Raw genomic sequence first — 18,691 nt, 5'->3', positions numbered from 1 at the left:
CCTTGCCTAAAAACCAAACAGTCTGCTGCAAATTCACCCACCAAAGTTCAACACGCCCTAATTACGAGTTCAAAACAAAAATCCCATAGTTAAACTAACTAAGGGATTAAAATTAAACGACGCAGTTATTTGGTAATAAAATCGGTGGCGCTTTTAATACTGCCACCATTTTGATTAGTTCCATCAATGGCATTTTCGCGATAAATAGTCGATCGATTACGTGTAATATCACCTGCATTAAGTCCTAATAATGAATAATCAAGATCTGCATCAGCTTGTATTACAGCGTCAATTTTAATGCTGTAACGTCCACCAAATTTTCTGTAGCGCTTTTTAAGCGCGTTGCTACTACCCTCATCTAAATCCTCTGAAGATGCTTGAGTTGGCGCTTCAATATTGCCGTTAACTGTAAGTAATGGGTTATCATGACGTTTAACTAAATCGTTACCGACGTTGTTTTGAGAATATGAGGATGCAATTGCAATTGGCGCAATAGGTTGACCTAACCACCGAGCGCCTGAGCCATCACGTGGTAACTTAAATAATTGAAAATTACCGTTAGAGCCATTTGAGGCTGTATCACGAATACCCGCGCGAGGTAAAAAATAGCTACCGGCTTTAGTAATATCTGACTGAAAGTTTGTATCAGTAACAATGTGCTTAACAGTTCCACTAATTGTTGTGTCAGTAAAATAGCCGCGCGTATAACCTATATCGTTACTATCGGCCCAAACAGGTGCACTACCAGAGTCAACCCAAATAGCAAAGGTGCTATTTTTTCCTTTAGTTATGCCTTTAATTTTTATGTTTTCGTTTATTTTTGCATGCGGTTTTAAAAATATTGCGGCAAAACCACCCGTGTTACTAATACTATCAAGTACTATATTTCTGTAGGCACCGTGGCGTGGGCCTGCTCGGTTTAAACGATCGGTTACCAAACCACTGCCAGGCTCTATGCGCACTGTAATACCACGCTCAGCACTTATATTTTTAAAATATAAATCTTCGCCACTAAAAGGTTGAATAACTGCATACCCTGTTGCTATTTTCTCTCCGCTAATATCAGCTAAATAACCTTTTTTAGGTATGCGAGAATAACTTGAGTTAAATACAACATTGCGATTTATATTAGTACCACCAGAGTCAGATTGAACACCTGGTTGGCCATTATCATCAGCAACTAGAAATATATTAGGTGTTTGCGAAAAGTTATCTTTTTGATGTAAACGAGAAATAGAGAAGTTTTCGGCATAACCAACTCTCACCATCCGTTTATCCTGAAAAACTGTATTTGTGTTTACATCAATAATAAAACGATCATTCTTCGTCGCATTGGTTTTTGGACCCGTTGTTGTTATTTCAATATTTTCCGCCTTGTCTGCATTACCGCCTTTTTTACCAAAATCAAACAAAATATTTTGATTCATTTTTAAAATAGTATCGGGTTCTATTTCAAGGCGAACATTAGAGGGCATTGAAATTTTATTTAATGTGTACGTGCCTTTTTTGATGACTACTACACCACTTACCGCTGATGCAGCATTGAGTGCATTTACAATCTTATTTGTGCATTGACCTGGAGTAGATGCACTATTACTAGTACTACATTGCCCTGTATTAGTGATTGTCGATTCGACGGTATTAGATATTGTATTGGTGAAGTATCCTGGTTTGTTACCAATTGAGGCAGCATAAGCTGAGCTGATCGACCCGCTTAATAATATTGTATAAAACAAAGCTTTATTTCTGTGTGTGAGCATCATTAGTATTCCTAGTATATAAATAGAATTTTCAGATATTTTTTGGGTATACAATCACCTACTGCCTAAGCTTGAAAGTGGCAGTAGGTCATTTTATTTGGATGTTTATTGGTCGGTGCGAACGACTTCGTAGTCGTCTATCAGGATTGAATCGCCTGTTGCCATGCCATACACTTCCCACAAGGTGAACACATCGGTTACTGAGCTCCATGTAGTGGGAATTGCCCACTCTCGTGAATTAGTTGTATCTTCAGTAAATTCAATATATTGCCACTGAGTGGTTGAATCTAGTTCTACGCTGAATAACCCCGCCTGTGAATAACGCCCTGTAAAACCTTGTGCATCATCAGGAATTCCATCATAAACCCAAGGCACTACAACATGACGAAGTGTTATAGGCTCTGCTGGCACTTGATTTAACTTAACCCACACGGCATAACGGTATGTTTTACCAACAGACTCGGCACCACGGCCATAGTTGGCGCTATACCAGTTACGTTGTTTATTCCAAACTTGCTGACTTGCAAAAGAGTACGGTGTATTCGCTTCCCCTTGAGTTGCAGTACCCGCTGTAATTTCAAGCGATCGCCCATTACCCGACACTGAGGTTGCCGATACGCTATAAGTGGCATTGCCCTTATAAGGTGCACCTTCACCATTGAGGTTAAAGTCGGTGTTAAAGCCTGCTTCGTGTTCAGACACACCCGGCTCACACATTTGGTTATTTACAGTATTAACCGTAATACTTTTTTGCGAAATGAGCGATAAAGGTGTGCTTGCTGTATTGCCATCAATAAGTTCAACCGTTACTGTATTTGAGCTGTCTATTGTTGTAGGAGCCTTAACGGCAAGTACTTCTCCAAAACCACTTTTTGCGGTTAAGCTTTTAGTAAATGAAACTTCATCGTTAAGTGTCCAATCAAAAGTATATTCGCCGCTTAGCTCTGCGTTTAGTAAAGCGGGCTGCACTTCTACACCACTGGCCACACAGATTGGAACGTCCTTGTTACCTGAAGAAGCGCCTAACTCGTTTTTATCATCGTTTGTTATTGCAAGACTAAAAGCACCTGTCACTTTAAGTGTCGCGTTTGCTGATGCTTCGGGGTTATCAACACTTGTAGCTGTAATAGTCGTTTCACCGGTATTTTTAGCGCTAATAAGGCCATTTTCATCAATGGTTGCAATATCTTCATCTGCAATTGAGTAAACAAGTGTGGGGTTACACGCGTAATTTGGTATCGCTGATGCAAATACACTTGCTTGACCACCAGCAGGGATCTCTATTGGTGAAACAGTTACTTCAGATACAGGGTCATCAATCGCATTTATAGTTAATTGTAATGTGCGTATAGGCAGTGCTCCGCCCGCAGCAATAGTTGCTCCATTATTTATAGAGTATGTAATGTTATAAATAACTTGGCTCGGAAAGTCTAAGTTACCATCAGCAATAGGGTTACCATCGCCATCTAAAGCGCCTTTTATATCGGTTTGGTCGCATTGTCTTAATGCCGCCGAAAATGCATCGGTATTTATAACTAATTTAGTGCTATCACTTGATTGAGTGAAAGGTGAAATTCGGTGCGATGCAATAGTATTAGCGCTTGTTTGTGGGGTAGTGAAATTATTATCAACCACAAACTCTAATTCACTCACGTTTATGGTTGCTCCTGACCCAGAGGCTGGTTTACCGTCGATCGTTATACCTTGCAGTAAATCAATTTCTTGTACTCCGGACTCTTCATTTAATGTGCTCGTGATCACTGCAGTATCGATAACAAGTGCTAAATCAGATTTAAACTGCGGATCATAACCTTCATCCGTTCCGCCGCACCCTGTTAATACTGAAAATATAACACTGCTAATTACTGTTTTTATTAGTAAGTTATGTTTCATCTTACTCTCCAAAGTTTGTAAGACAGCGCGCCTAACGTGGCCCGCTGCTAATAGTTTTTCAATTAAAAGGTACCGCGAAGACCAACACGGAACTGACGACCTGTTTTCCAAACGGAAGCTGTACGTGAAGTAGTTACACTGCCATCTTCAATCGCATTACCTTCATCCATTACAACTTCTTGCGAGTTAGCTTCAAACGCATTACGCGTAAATGAACTGGTGTAATATATTCGGTTAGTTTCATCAGTTAAGTTAAGTGCCTGAAAAGTTAAGCTAAAGTTTTTATTAATTTTATAACTTGAGCTAAAGTCCAAACGGTGGGTTGCCTCTTGCCATGTAGCACCGCCAACTAAACCTCGGTTAACTAACTGCTCCCCGGTGTAGCGACTCGCTAAACGTAATTGAATCCCTTTTTGTTCCCAGTACAGTGTTGTATTTAGGGAATGCTTTGGAGTGTAAGGTTGTGGTAGTGGTTTTAAAAATATATCGGTATTACCTACCTGCTGACGATCAGACTCAGAATCTTGGTAGGTATAGTTCATGTTTAAACCTAAGCCACCCCAATAACTTGGTAAAAAGTCATAGTTTTGGTTGTAACCTAGTTCAACACCTTTAATATCGGCGCCTTTACCATTGGTTACTGTGGTTACGTTTACAACGTCACACTCAATGCGCCATTGGTCAAAAAAGCCTGCAACTTGCCTAAGTGGCATACAATCTTCTTCGCCACCTGGTGCTCTACTCTCATCGTAATCAAGTAATAAATCGGCTGTTTGTAAATCGTATTCAGTCCTTACGTCTTTGTAGTGATATGGAACAACAACCGTTTCTTCAAAGTCTTTCATATCTTTGTAAAAAAATGCAGCCGACAGTAAACCTGAATCACTGAAATACCACTCGAAAGAAAAGTCGAGATTGGTTGATTTAAGCGGTTTTAAATTTGCATTACCTGCTGAGCCATTAGCAGAGTCCCATTGTTGCTCAAAAATTTGTGTGCGTGGGTTTAATGAATCAAACCGAGGACGCGTCATGGTTCTACTAACAGCAAAACGTGCAATCATTTCTTCATTAATAGCATAATTTAAATTCAAGCTAGGTAAATAAGCGTCATGCCCACCTTTTTTTGTTACCCATGCAATTCGGTCTTGTACTTCTCGGCCACTACCCTGAAGGCCAGTGAAAGACGTTGTTCTATCTAAAAATGGCCATATCTGTCCACTACGTGAAAAATGAGCCCACGCATTAGCTGACGTTGGAACTAAATTTCCGTTGCTGTCGTAAACTAAAGAAGGTAAGGCATTGTTAGCTATAATGTTGCCATTTTCATCAACAAACACTTGCTGATTTACACCCAGTCCGGTGTTGCCATCAGCCCCGGGAATTACAAACTGACCCGTTTGCGGATCAACAGGGAAAGTAGCTGGGTTTGAGCGGTTATAAGCATGAGTGATTTGCCATGCCCAACAGTTTTGTAGCTCAGCATCATTCGCTGGTGTGTAACGATGATCAAACTGACCCGAATCAGAAACCCCCATAACAGCTGCCGGGCAGGCATCTAAATTTGTATTTGCTAAACCACGCTCAACTAACAAATTGTACGCATCAACCATTTGTGGAAAACGCGTATAGTTAATACCGCCTACTCCAGTTGCTGTTGTATCATCTTTGACATACCTAAGACCTAAATTACCTGTTAGCTTGCCATCCATCAGCTCAAAGTTTGCTTTAAAATAAGCGGCTTTTGTTTCGGTTTCAATATTACGACTGCCTGTAATGGTTTCGCGTATACCTACTTCGCCCGCATCTTTACCTGATACAATTTCAAGCGCTTTTTCGGCATCAAGTAACGGCCAGCCATTAAAAAACTGAGCAGAGCGATCTGATTGAATATCTTCACCAAAATTATCGTAAGGATAGGCACTATCAGCCACTATATCGGCTAAGCGAATTGTACCAAGCCCGCGTACTTCAAACGCTTGATCTGGGTCTTCTAAATCTATTAAGTCACTGCCATTAGTAGTTGCTCTATTTTGGATAGAAACATCTTTTTTACGATTTGACCACTTAACCCCAAACTCGAGCGATCTAATAAAGTCACCATCAAGCGCATAGTCAAAATCAACAAAAAGCGACTTGTTTGTATCCGCTAATTTATTCTTACGAAGCACTAAACTTCCTAAGTGATTGTGCTGCATGTCATACGGATTAAAACGGCTATATACCGCATTAGACGTACCATCAAATGCATCAAACTCCCCTGGAGTAACACCAGTTGAGTAACTACATTCTCCATTGCCGCCACAGTCGTAGCCAACCATTTCGTGGCTGCCATCGGGCATTGATTCAACTATTTGACGACCTGCGGTGCCCCATGTAGCTGTACTAATAGAAATGAAACGATCTTTCTCATCATCGTCTGGTGTTTCATCTGTTGTTTTAGAAAAACCAGCGCGCACATTCATATTTAATGAGTCGGTTAACTGATAATCAATATCGAGTGATGCTACATTAGTATCGATTTCTCTAAGTCCGTAGGACCGTACAAAGTTACCACCTGTAGAGCGGCTACTTGATTGCTGTAAAGTATTGGTCGATAAATCAACCCCGTTTAATGCTGTATTGTCATCACCGGCATAAATTAAAGGTGTTACAGGCCCCATATTTAAACGCAGTCGTTGACTGTCAGTTAATACATCCTGTTCCGTGTGGGTAATATCAAGTTGAATATCGAGTGACTCTGTTGGTCGATATTGAAAACCTGTAGACACTGACAAGCGATCTCGTTGATCATTATTTAATGTAAAATCAATAACCTCACGCGCTAAAACAAATAAATCGCCTTCATGTAATATTTGCGTTTCAGGATCGTAATTATTGAGTGAGCTTAGTGGGTTTAATAATGCTTCTCCATTTTCGCCAAAAAGCTTATTTCCATCAGCATCACGTTGATTGCCAAGTACCCTGATTGCTTTGCCTGTAGCGGTGTCATGTGCTGTACGGCCCGTTGCATCATCTAAATCAACAATAGGAATTGCACCGTTTGCCCAATCGGTATTGATACGATCTTGTCGTGTTTTTTGGGTATCTTTAGAGGCGGTTATAATAAAGCCAAAGGTGTCGTCGAAGTATTTATCAGAAAAGCTAAAATTAATGCGTGAATCATTTTCATCAGAAAATTCGTTATATCGCCCCTCGACCGTAAAAGAACGTCGTGGTTTATTTAAATCTAAAGGCTTTACAGTACGTAAAACAACACTTGCACCAAGCGAACCTTCATCGTTATCGGCAGAGGATGTTTTAATTACATCAATAGATGACAATATATCTGACGAAAATGAGCTTAAATCAACACTGTTATCGTTAGTAGCACCCGCACTAGAGCCATCGGTACTTAGCCCGCCGGTAAGTGCGACGCCATTCATTGATATTTGATTTAAAGAAGGTCCGGCACCACGAATTGATATACGAGTACCTTCACCGCCTTCTTCTTGAATACTCACTCCTGTTACTCTAGATAGTGCATCAGCGATATTTTGATCTGTGGATTTACCTACATCTTCAGCATGAATTGAGTCACTTACGTTGTCGGAAAAGCGCTTTGCGTTTACCGCTTTTCGTAAGCTACTTTTGATTCCTTGGACTTCAATTATTTCGATATCTTTTTGTAATTTTATTTTCTCTTTTTCTTCATCTTCTTGTGCAAAAGCAGATGATGAAATAAGCGAAACAATAATAGCTGCAGAGACTGCTGATAACCTAAAGTTATGCTGCATTGTGTGCTCTCCTGTTTTCGGCATCGTGTGTCTCAATGCCAGTGTGTGATGATGTCGTCTGTTTTTATTGTTAGTTAAGCCATCAATTCGAATTTTCATATATCCAATATTTAAATTAGTTTAACTGGCCAACTTATGACCAAGTTAAACATATGATGTTTAGCTTTACAAGTTGTTTACTTGTTTTTTTACATTTTTATAAACATTTCAAGATGGGATATAACCCATTGCTTTATATGCAGATATTTAAAATAAAATGAAGGGGAATTATTCAAAAAGAAATAACTGATAAAAAAAAGCAAGGTTTGTTACCAAACCTTGCTTTTTACCTCTCATAGTTAACTCTGTTGTATCAAAGATCGATTACTTTATCTGTCCCAACCTTAGATCTACTTATTACTTCGCCATTGCTGTAACGCACACTCACGTTATCTATTTCGTTGCACTGGCCTAAACCAAAATGAACCACATTATCGAATGATTGTGTATAAGGTGCTGCATCAGGCGACACGCGTCTTGTAAGGGTTTTACCACAGCCTTTAAGTGTCGCTATAGCGCCAATGGGGCTTGCATTATGCTTAAGTGAATTACTTACACGTAGTAATGCATAGTGATTACTGTTATTGGCTTGATTACTAAATAAGTGCCACTGGCCTCTGCCGTTATTCATAATAATATCGACCTGGCCGTCTAAGTTGTAATCAAGTACATTTGCGCCTGAGCCAATGGTACCTAAGGTGTTTGTTATTAATCCCGAATGAGTCGCTTGGCTAAATGTGTTATCGCCATTATTTAAGTACAGTATTTGCGATGTAGGCGTTACCAAATTGCCTTGTTTAACAACAAACAAATCTTGGTAGCCGTTGTTGTTAAAATCTCCCACGCTTACGCCTGTCGTATTTAAATTTGTTTTAATGCCAGCTTTAGCACTCACATCTACAAATCTTCCACTTTCATTTTTAAGTAACAAATCTGATGGAGCTATTGGTTTTTTATTAACCGTATAGTGCTTAACACCGGTTACAACACCCGTTGTAGGTGAAAAGGTATTACCCGCCATACGCCATTTGTCATTACCTATATAACCAACATACAAACCTTTATTTGGTTGAGTGTCGGGCCAGCCTAGGCCATTACTGCTAACAATATTGACGTTTTGACCACTGTGCCTTTCACCTTCAAATTTATATTTATATGCCCCCTCTCCTACAAATACATCTTGGTTTGGATAAGGTGATTGGTAGTTTACTAAATTAAGCGTATCGCCAATAAGTAAGTCATCATATTCAAATGGTCCACGCTTGGTGTAAAAACCAAATGTGTGGCTTTTAGGATCAAAAAACGTATCGCCTGCTTGTAATGGGTTAGCGCGGCTTATATATAAATCAAAGTCACCATCGTTATCAAAATCGATTTCGCTAACACCCGTTACATCCATTATTTTATTAGGTAAAACGTTGGCGGTTACGTCACTAAAAGTAAAATCGCCATTGCCTTTTAAAACACGTAAAGCACCGTCGCCGTAAATCACTAAATCGTCAATTTTATCGTTATTAAAATCGGTAATAAGGACTTTTTGACCGTCTCGATTAGTTTTTGGTAAATCAGTTGCGTGGGTTATATTGCCAGTACCATCATTTTTATAAATAAAATTACTGGTTTGTTTACCGCTATTAGCCTGCGGGAACCCCATTAGTAATAGATCTAAATGACCGTTGTTATTGGCATCAAAAAACTTACTAGTGCGCCCACGTAATGTTGGCAATTTAGGAGAAAACTCCCCACCTTCAATTATTTCTCTTTTGTTAAAGTGAAATAACTTAGCATTACGCGCGTTATCGCCTGAGCCACCACCACGCGAAAGCAAAATATCCATTTTGCCATCTTTGTCGTAATCGCCTACACCAATACCGTGCATATCACCCACAATTAGGTCGCGGCCTTTGTCGTAAACGCCTTTATTGTTCCAATACAAACGAATGGTGTAACCATGATCAGTGAGTAATAAATCTGGGTAACCGTCTTGGTCTAAATCGCTTATTAATGCGTTATCCCATTTACGGCGGTTTTTGTTTTCTAATTTAATTGCTTGGTGCTGCTCAGTAAATAATGTTTTGCCCGGTTTTAGCTGAGCACCCGCTAGGGCACTCGCTTGTTGACAACCGAGTAAGCTTGCGCCCATGCATAACAAAGAAACATGCCATACAACTGCTTTTACTTTCATAAAACCTCCGTGAATTTGATAAAACTTACTTAGTTGTTTTAAACGTTTTATCAAATCGTGGCATAGCATCTAACCGCCAGTTCACACCCTCTGTAGTTTCATGGAACCAGCTAGGCTGCTGGTTATCCCAGCTCCATTTTTCCATTTCACGGACCATGTCGGTTAACAGTGCTTTATTAGATTTACTTACATCGTACTTTTCAGAAATATCGTTTTCGATATTAAATAACTGCCACGGTTGCTGGTTAACTTTCAGAGCTTTCCATTGATTTAAGCGTATCGCTGCATCACTGTAACCTTTACGATGACGAAGAGCATAAATAGGCTCATCTTTATGTGGGTTTTCATTTTTAATAAATGCAGGCCACATATCTGTACCATCTAAATGTTGGTTTTCTTCAACTTTAGCGCCCGCTAAAGCTGCAAATGTTGGGTATAAGTCTAGTGCCGATACAGGATGCGAAAAACGCTTACCCGCAGGTACATGTTTAGGCCAATGAAACAACATAGGTACTCTAAAACCGCCTTCTTGTGTACTTCCCTTACCGGCTTTAAGTGGGAAGTTATTAGCGCCTTTACTTAATTTTCCACCGTTATCGCTCATAAATACGATAAGCGTATTATCATACTGATTATTTTTTTTCAGGGTTTCTACTAGTTTACCCACGCCTCGGTCAACTGCGTAAACCATGCCCGCGTATGTTTTACGATCTTTATTTTTTATATTAGGAAACATCGCCATGTCTTCGTCTTTAGCTTGCAAAGGCACATGCGGTGCGTTGTAAGCTAAATATAAAAAGAATGGATTTTTTTTGTCCGCTGCTTTGTCTACAAAATTAACGGCTTCGCGCGATAGTGCGTCTGTTATATATTCACTCTCTTTAACCTCTTTACCGTTATGCTCAAGCGGTGTTAGGTATTCAAAAATATTTTTTAAGCCTTGTGCCTTTTGCTTTTTATACTGAGCTTGATATTGGTCAGGAAAGTAATTATGACCACCACCTAAAAAACCATAGTATTCATCAAAGCCACGCTTATTAGGATGATACTGCGGCGCATCACCTAAGTGCCATTTACCAAGAGCACCAGTGAAGTAATTATTTTCGTTTAATAATTTACTAATAAACTTAGCATCAGTAGGCACGCCTACGTTTGAGCCGCGTGTTGGTAAATTAAATTGTGAGCCAATTTTATGTGGGTAACGACCTGTCATTAACGCCGCTCTGCTTGGGCCACAAAACGGGTGCGCTACGTAAGCGTCTGAAAAGGAAGTACCTGATTTAGCAAGATCATCAATATTTGGGGTAATGATATCTTTAGAGCCATTAAAACCTACATCTGCATAACCTAGGTCATCTGCAACAATAAGAATAATATTAGGTTTTTGTTCACTTGCGTGTATACCCGCAGAGCCAATTAATAAAGCAAGCGATGATAAAGCGCTCAATAATTTTGTGTGTGTTTTCATAGTGCCAATCTCAATTTTGATAATAAAAAATAGCAGGCCAATTAAGGCCCACCAAAGGGCATTTCTCGGCTATAAAAAAGCTTTCATGTGATGATTAAATTTAGTTAATGATGGGTCTTCAATACGCTTAAGCTCTTGTGCCATTTTATGCACTAAATCAGTAAGCTGTTTCTTGTATTTAGGATTATCTATTTGGTTGGTGATTTCGTACGGATCATTTTTTAAGTCGTATAATTCATCGCGGCTGTCGCCTGGATTCCATACAAATTTCATTTCAGGGGTACGTATAGCTCTAATACCAAACCATCCGCCGTTGTACCATTCGTAGGCATATAACGAAATATCATCTTTACCAGCATCGGCACTATCGCCTTGCTTCATCAATGGTAAAAGTGAACGTCCATCTTCGTCGCCATCAAGGGGTAGTGTCATCCACTGGCGAAGTGTTGGTGCTATGTCGAGCATAGAAACTTGGCGGTTAATTATTTTAGGCTCAAGGCTAGGATCACGAATAATAAGTGGCATACGCATTAATTCGTCGTATGCATATGGGCCTTTGTCATAAAGGTTATGTTCGCCTAGCATGCTGCCTTGATCGCCTACTAAAATAATGTGTAGGTCGTCGTATAAACCTTCTTCTTTGGCGGTATTAATAAGCTCGCCAACTGCGTGGTCAATCATAGCAATGGCACCATAGTAAAAACTATGTGCTTTGCGCCAATCGGTTTCAGTCATGTGGCTTACATCGTGCCAAGGCCACCAAATATCATCTTGCGCCATTGGTTTATGTTTACGTTCTATACCAAAGTTTTTAGGCAACTTTATATCTTTGTAGTCGTACATGCTGGCGTAAGGCTCTGGTACGCGGTACGGCGGATGAGGTTGCTCAAAACTAACAATACCAAAAAATGGTTTGTCTGATTTGGCCGCATTTTGGAGCATTAACTTACCTTCGTTTACTTCTTTAGCCGTTACTGTATCTGCATATGTACCCGCAAGTGTTTTGTAGTACTCGTGTTTTTCACCGTTTGCATCGCGCTCACCTGCATTCATACGGGCAACATTTTTTTGTGTACCATAAGGCGTAAAAGGACGGCCGTTACGCTCTTCATCTTTATCGTGCCCCCACATAAAGTTAGCACCGCGCAGTGCTGGGCCTTGTGCGCCTAAGTGCCATTTACCTACGTAACTAACATCGTAACCTACACTAGTGGCACGTTTAATAACGCTGCCTTCACTAAGTGATAACTCAGAAAGTCGGGAATGATAAAGCCCTACGTTATCATCAAGTCCGGTTTTATGCCCCCAACGTCCTGTAAACATAGCCGCGCGTGAAGGAGAACATAAGCCAGTAGATGTCATTGCTTGATCAAAACGTGTACCTTCGTTTGCTAACGCATCAATATTTGGCGTTGAAACAGGGCCATCGCGATAAGAAAACGTATCAAATCGCATATCATCAAACAGTAAAATAAGCACATTTGGTTTTTTGGTTTCAGAGTTTTTCAGCTCTGCATCTTTTGCATATAAATTGGGAGCAAATAATGTGCAGCACCCTAACAGCATCACCATTTTTATTTTAAATAAGTTCATGTGTGTGTCCTTTTTAAACAACTAAAAATTGCTACGTCAGTATTTTAACAATCAGCCTGTACTTTATTCTAAAAGCATAAAATTGATTTTAATAATATAAACATATGATGTTTGCATTGGCAACAAATAAATTTTAATTTGGCTAATATTTACACTTTATTAGAATGGGCTGTATGGCTTTCTATTATTTTAACCACGCTCCCACGTAATCAACTTCCATTGATGTTGCAAAACCTTGTGCAGACTGATTATCTGAAGGATAAAATTGATTGCATTTCCATTGTGCATGCAGTGAGCGTAAGCCCTGCGACAATGTTAAATTCATCTCGCGGTGCCAGTACAAATTCTTTTTATAGCCAACCTAAACATTATCTACATACATGTAATGTCGTCTTTGGTTACATTAACCCCATAAGTATGAAAGTCTTCACTGGGATCAAATGGTAAGTGATAGCCATTATGGTTTGTTTCTGGCGAGCTACCAGGTCGCATCCACTTTGGTGCGCCATCTTTTATAACAATATTATGTAGGTCGTGGTCCGACTCCTGAAGCGTCTGTTTTTGAGTTAACTCAACTACATCTATTTCACTATATTGCACATCGCCTTCATTCGTTAAAGTACGATCTATTTTGCTGTACATCCAAAATGCAGGTGATACTCCCGGAAATTTATCCGCCCCCTTTATACGTGCCTCATAATATCCGTAATTCCCTGTTGCCCTAGATTTAGCAACTCCCGAAGTGTAAAACAATCTATAATTAGGCGCTTTTGTTTTATTGCAGCCATCCCAAAACGTTCTTAAATGCGTTTCTCGTTTAGTGGTTAGTTTTAATATGCCTTCAGAAACACTGGCATTTTCATCTTTCCAAGACCAAACACCATAGTTTTCTGTTTGAAATTCCATTTTTCAGCATCTTTAATATCAAACTCATTTGAGCGTTTAGTTTGTAAAATCCAATTTTCGCCTGGTTGCGCAATATGAGGCATCGGCTGCGCATTAACCCCTGCACTACCTAGGATTAAGCTCAACGATATTGCTATTAATTTAACCTTATTATTTGTTTTCATTTGCTATTCACAACTTAATGTATCGTATTAATTGAAAAGCGAGCACATAGGTATGTACTCGCTAAAAAACTATTTATTGAGCTGTAACTTCAACAAGCAAGACACCCTCAGAAGGAATGTCAAAGCTGGTGTTCATTTTATTACTCGTCATTAAGTTTTTAACTTGAATAGATTTACCATTTTTTAGCGACAGATCAACGGTTGCTGTTGTGTGGCCTAAATTTAAAATATTAACCAAGTAACTACCATTGTCTTGCTTAACAGTGCGCCATGTTGTGGTTTTAAATGATTCACCATTATCTACTTTTACAACAACATCAGGCGTACTACCCGAAACCTCTGCAAGTGCAGTTTGTTTAATGGCTTCAACGTCAGCGCCTTTTGGCATAACAATAAGCTTACCTTTACTGGCAATTAACTTAGTCTTACGCGGATGCCCGTACTCATCTAAAGACAGGCTTTGCGCTGAATCTAAAATAACGGTCCCGCCTTTGTTTAAATACCCTTGAAGCGCTTTAAACTCTTCATCTGTAACAAAATTATTGCGATAAACCAGTATTGCATCCCAGTTGTTATTGTCTTGCTTTTCAATTACATTCTTTGTGGCAAAGCCAAGTGGAAAACCTTCAAAAAATAAATTTTCATAAAGCTTGTAGCCCTTTGTCATATAGTCGTTTGTATTAATTGCTGTTGTTTCAGAGTAAAACAAACGAAGTGGACGACGCTGCTCTCTTAGTTCAATAATTTCTTTAGAAAAACTATTAAGGTCAAACATTACTTGGGTAACTTCGTTAGTTACATGTGGCTGCATATTGTTAGAACCCGCAAATGCACCGCCAAGACCTGGGTCAAAAAAGTCTAGGTCGCCTTCTAAACGATCCTCTGGTGAACCATCTGGATCACGTGCCCAAAACCAACCCATATTGGCGTCCATTCCAAGTAAAGTTGCAAGCCAATAAACACTACGTACATAGCTTGTACGTGAGTCTAAATCACGCCACTGACCCGATGATAAAAAATGAGATTCTGAATTTACATTAATTTTATTAGGCGCAACTGACTCCATAAAGTCATGAAACATTGCAACTATGCCCCAATTATAAGCATATTTTTCAATCCACTTAGATGACTTACCTGGACGAATATTTTCGCTACCAAACGACTTAGCATCGTGCCCAACCATAGTTGTTAATTCAGCTAATGCTTCGGTATCTATACCTCCAGAGCGCGAGTCTTCCATAAACATGCGCGGCATAATTTTTATATGCGTATCGGCGTCTTCATTTACAGAATGCAGTTCGTTTTGAACGTAAGTAAACCAGTCGGTGCTTCTGTCCATATTGTAACGCGTCCAGTCGTACCACTTAGGCTCGCCTTTAATCGCGGGATCAATAGGTATCTCAATAGCTACATCTGCAAATTGGCTAAAATGCGTTCCCCAGTTTTCATTTAGCTCGTTAATATCGCCTTGGTATTTTTTATCTAACCAGCTTCTAAACTTATTTAGTGTGTATGAAGAAATACTGGTCATTTCTTGGAATTTTTGTGTCCAGTGGCCTTTTTCGGCGTACCAGTGTGGCTCGTTAGCTAACACAAACCCAACTTCAGTTACTTTTTTACCTTTAGTGAGTTCACCCGTTTTACGAATTATTTTACCCCAAATATCTCGCGCTAATGGGTTATCAATATCGAACCCTGTAAATAACGAACGGCCTTTTCTAACCTCAGGCTCTTGCTCTTCAACCCACTGTGGAATACCCATTAACCAGTAAACTAAAAAACCAATGTTGGTATCAGGGATACGCGTTAGCTCTTTCATTAACTCTTCGTCAAAAGTGCCATCTTCACGTACTAAAAATGAATTAATGGCACGGTCGTGATCTACCGGGTATAAATCTTCACCGCCATGATAGAGCGCGCCTAAATGATCGTTATAAACATCTTTATTTGTAAGTGGCTGTCCTACCGTTTTTGAAAAATAGTCATATAGAAATATTGGCTTGCCATTGCTTACAAACATATTGTCTTGTGCTTTAGTATTTTGCCAATCGACCTTATTTACAGGGCGGCGTTTAATTTCGCCTGCAAGCTCTTTAGATAAATCGCTTATACCTTTATCTAAAATTTGAATTACTTTTTTACGTTCAAAATCAGGAAGATCTTTTGCTAACTGCTCTTTTGTGTCTGCGTAGTAACGTTCATAGCTAAATAACTTAACAACAGCGTCGTAATTGTTTTCATCCCAGTTAGCAAACTTTAAAAACTGTTCTGCAAACCACACAACGCTTTCTTCACGTGTAACATCAATTTGCTTATGTTCAGCTTTTGCCATCAATTTCTTAAGTTTGTTAATTTTTAGTCGAGCTGTTTTCTCGTAGCTATTCAGTGGAGCAATAGATGAACTAAGAGTTTCTGTGTTTTTTAACTCTATGGGACTTTCTTGTTGTGAACACGCTGATGTTAGTAAAAATAAGGGGGCTAGTGTAAAGCCTAATAAATGTTGTCTCATGCTATCTCTCATCTAGAAAGGTTATTTATTAAAAGTATATATTCTGTTTTTTAGATTTATTGAACACAAACATACATCATATGTTTGCATTTGTAATTTCTTTTTTAACATCGCAACATTTATTTTTAAATAATATTTTTAACTTTATAAATATTTAGTCCTCCAAAAACATAACCTCAAGCCAATCACTGTATGATTTTGGGGTATTAGATGAATGGACTTTCCGTAGTCTGCCAGACACCCAATGGCTTACATTGCAACTTCTAATAAGAGGTACTTTATAAGCATAGGCAAACATTATATTACTGGCGGGGCCAGTTATTGGATAAACCTAAATCCGCTCAATCATCCAATGAAAAGCTTAAAATCGCTAAATTAAAGGCACAATTGAAATGTGTCACATAGAAACGGGACATTCTAAAAAAGGCCGCAAGGTACTTTGCCTTCAACCCCGAGCAAAGTACGGCTTCATCCAAAACAACCTGGTTGAGTTTTCTATCACTATGACATGCCGCCTTTTTAAGCTGCATCGTAGTGGTTTTTATGAGTGAATTAATGTGTTGCTCCCGCGCCTCTGTACCTTATTTGGTAAGGACAAAAATGACTTAAAAACATCCCTATTGAGTGACATAAGGGCACTTTTAAGCAAAGTTTGCGGGCAAAAAACGGAGGATAGGTAAAAAAATTGAAACATTAGCTAATTAATTGAGCGCTACAACATGTAGTTTGACCGATTATGAAGGCTATATGAATTTATTAGCTTTCACTGACAATCTCTAATCAAAATAATCTGCTTTTAAGTATGAATTCAACTGGTGAATGCAACGCTAACTTTATTATAGATCAATCCTTAACCTTTCATCGTTAATCAAACTTAGTTCATATGTTTCAATTATGCTCACCAGTGCGTCTAGCTCATCTCAATCGGGTGTATTAGGTTCTGACCCCCAAAGCTCATCGACACGCATAAAAGCATTTTTAAGACCTTGTTTAGATTTGATTGATATTATCGGCATTTAGATACTTAACGATACCAATGACAATTATTTAATATTTTAATTATAGCAAATTCGCAATAATAAACTTGGTACCACAAAATATGACTTTAAGTTTCGCTGCTGACACAGAGCCGAACTTTAGCTAAGTAATATTAGTTTGTAGTGGTCAATAAAATTTGCCTTCAGGCTTAGTTATGAAGATAATTACAAAGGTTTATGAACTAATAGAAAAAGCGTATTTATGTTTTGTTATAGATCCAGATAATTTGGAGTGGTCATTTATACTTGGAGGATGTTGCACAGACCATAGCTTACCTTCAATGGCATAATGGGCCGCAGCTTCTAAATTCGTACTGGAGAATCTTGATAATATTAGTGGTTCTAAGTGGAGAAATTGGCGGGCATCGAGTCAACTGTGACTGAGTGACTCCCACAATAGAAAAAGCTGAAAACTAAAGATATTAAAGCAGCGCTCACTAAAATATTAGCTAAAAAAATTGTTAAATAACTTTACGATTATAATCGTTATAAAGTTAAAGTTAAAGTTAACGGTTATAAACGCAAAACAACATGGTAATTAACGTAACCATCTGAAAGCATACTATTGATAAATAACAATATAAACCTATACGATAAGGCTATAAGCAATTTTTCTTATACGTAGGAAGGTGTCTTCTTATACTTGATTCAAAGTAACACCGTTAGCTTTTAATGTATTCAATCATTAGCTTTTAGTGTATTCAATCATTAGCTTTTAGTGTATTCAATCATTAGCTTTTAGTGTATTCAATCATTAGCTTTTAGTGTAAAGCTAAGACATTTACAGCATTATACTCCTTACGCTTGCTTCATCAAAGCCCTCTAGTATCTAACGCTACCTTCAAAAGTAAAACAAATAGTCAGTTTAGAAGGCGCTAATCGCCTTATTTATCTTCCATAATATCTTTTAGTGCAATCCGCTTTAGCTGAGTGCCATCGCGATACCCTTTTACTAACAAATCATCTAATACAGCGCCAGTGTAGAAGGTATAGCCATTTTCTTCATCAACGGGAAGCTCGTATACTGAGCCTGATATTTGAGGCCAAATCCAATAATTCCCACAGGGTGATAAGTGAGGTAGAACCATTGAACCTGAGCTTACTCTCCATTCATCATCATTTCTCCAAGAACAAAACAGTACATAGCAGGGTTTACTATCAACTGTTTGAAACGTTAAAACAACCCACCCTTCTGGCCTATGTTTCATATGCAGCTCCATCTATTTAACATTCAAAATAAGTTCAAAACCCCATTAACCATAACTTAATAAGCAAGAATCACCCCTTTTATTTTAAAAAAATATAAGAGCAACAAGCGCACATCAACACTACATTCATAATGACGATAAGTGCATTTTCGGCGA

11 protein-coding genes are annotated in these 18,691 nt (G+C 38.8%); all 11 read right to left on the bottom strand.

All coding sequences use genetic code 11. The annotated features are described in order from the left end of the window. Nucleotides 1-125 precede the first annotated feature (125 nt). Complete coding sequence (locus CWC11_RS06345; RefSeq protein ID WP_138682017.1) at nucleotides 126-1,763, bottom strand: glycoside hydrolase family protein; 1,638 nt, start codon at nucleotides 1,761-1,763, stop codon at nucleotides 126-128. Nucleotides 1,764-1,865: 102 nt separating this feature from the next. Then, nucleotides 1,866-3,653: an Ig-like domain-containing protein gene (locus tag CWC11_RS06340; RefSeq protein WP_138682016.1), complete on the bottom strand. Its 1,788-nt coding sequence runs from the start codon at nucleotides 3,651-3,653 to the stop codon at nucleotides 1,866-1,868. 62 nt (nucleotides 3,654-3,715) lie between these two features. After that, nucleotides 3,716-7,450 (bottom strand): TonB-dependent receptor, encoded by a 3,735-nt coding sequence (locus CWC11_RS06335; RefSeq protein ID WP_249330675.1) that lies wholly within the window; start codon nucleotides 7,448-7,450, stop codon nucleotides 3,716-3,718. A gap of 328 nt (nucleotides 7,451-7,778) precedes the next feature. After that, on the bottom strand, nucleotides 7,779-9,650 hold the full coding sequence (locus CWC11_RS06330; RefSeq protein ID WP_138682015.1) for a CRTAC1 family protein: 1,872 nt from the start codon (nucleotides 9,648-9,650) through the stop codon (nucleotides 7,779-7,781). 25 nt (nucleotides 9,651-9,675) lie between these two features. After that, a complete protein-coding gene (locus CWC11_RS06325) occupies nucleotides 9,676-11,118 on the bottom strand; it encodes a sulfatase-like hydrolase/transferase (RefSeq protein WP_138682014.1) in 1,443 nt (480 codons plus the stop codon). 69 nt (nucleotides 11,119-11,187) lie between these two features. Further along, entirely contained in the window at nucleotides 11,188-12,711 is a 1,524-nt protein-coding gene (locus CWC11_RS06320) for a sulfatase-like hydrolase/transferase (protein WP_138682013.1), read from the bottom strand. A 184-nt stretch (nucleotides 12,712-12,895) separates the two neighbouring features. Then, the gene (locus CWC11_RS22800) at nucleotides 12,896-13,036 is read right to left on the bottom strand and encodes a hypothetical protein (RefSeq protein WP_171038401.1); all 141 of its coding nucleotides are present in this window, start codon (nucleotides 13,034-13,036) and stop codon (nucleotides 12,896-12,898) included. 47 nt (nucleotides 13,037-13,083) lie between these two features. Beyond that, nucleotides 13,084-13,617, bottom strand: coding sequence for a family 16 glycosylhydrolase (locus CWC11_RS06315; RefSeq protein ID WP_138682012.1), 534 nt, complete (start codon nucleotides 13,615-13,617; stop codon nucleotides 13,084-13,086). Beyond that, entirely contained in the window at nucleotides 13,542-13,781 is a 240-nt protein-coding gene (locus CWC11_RS06310) for a hypothetical protein (RefSeq protein ID WP_138682011.1), read from the bottom strand. The genes CWC11_RS06315 and CWC11_RS06310 overlap by 76 nt, the downstream gene beginning before the upstream one ends. A gap of 73 nt (nucleotides 13,782-13,854) precedes the next feature. After that, nucleotides 13,855-16,290, bottom strand: coding sequence for an alpha-amylase family protein (locus CWC11_RS06305; RefSeq protein WP_138682010.1), 2,436 nt, complete (start codon nucleotides 16,288-16,290; stop codon nucleotides 13,855-13,857). 1,921 nt (nucleotides 16,291-18,211) lie between these two features. Continuing rightward, nucleotides 18,212-18,535 (bottom strand): hypothetical protein, encoded by a 324-nt coding sequence (locus tag CWC11_RS06300; protein ID WP_138682009.1) that lies wholly within the window; start codon nucleotides 18,533-18,535, stop codon nucleotides 18,212-18,214. Nucleotides 18,536-18,691: the final 156 nt, after the last annotated feature.

The organism is Pseudoalteromonas sp. S3178, from assembly GCF_005886985.1.
GTDB classification, from domain to species: Bacteria; Pseudomonadota; Gammaproteobacteria; order Enterobacterales; family Alteromonadaceae; genus Pseudoalteromonas; species Pseudoalteromonas carrageenovora.
This window is presented reverse-complemented; position numbering and strand designations above follow the sequence as displayed.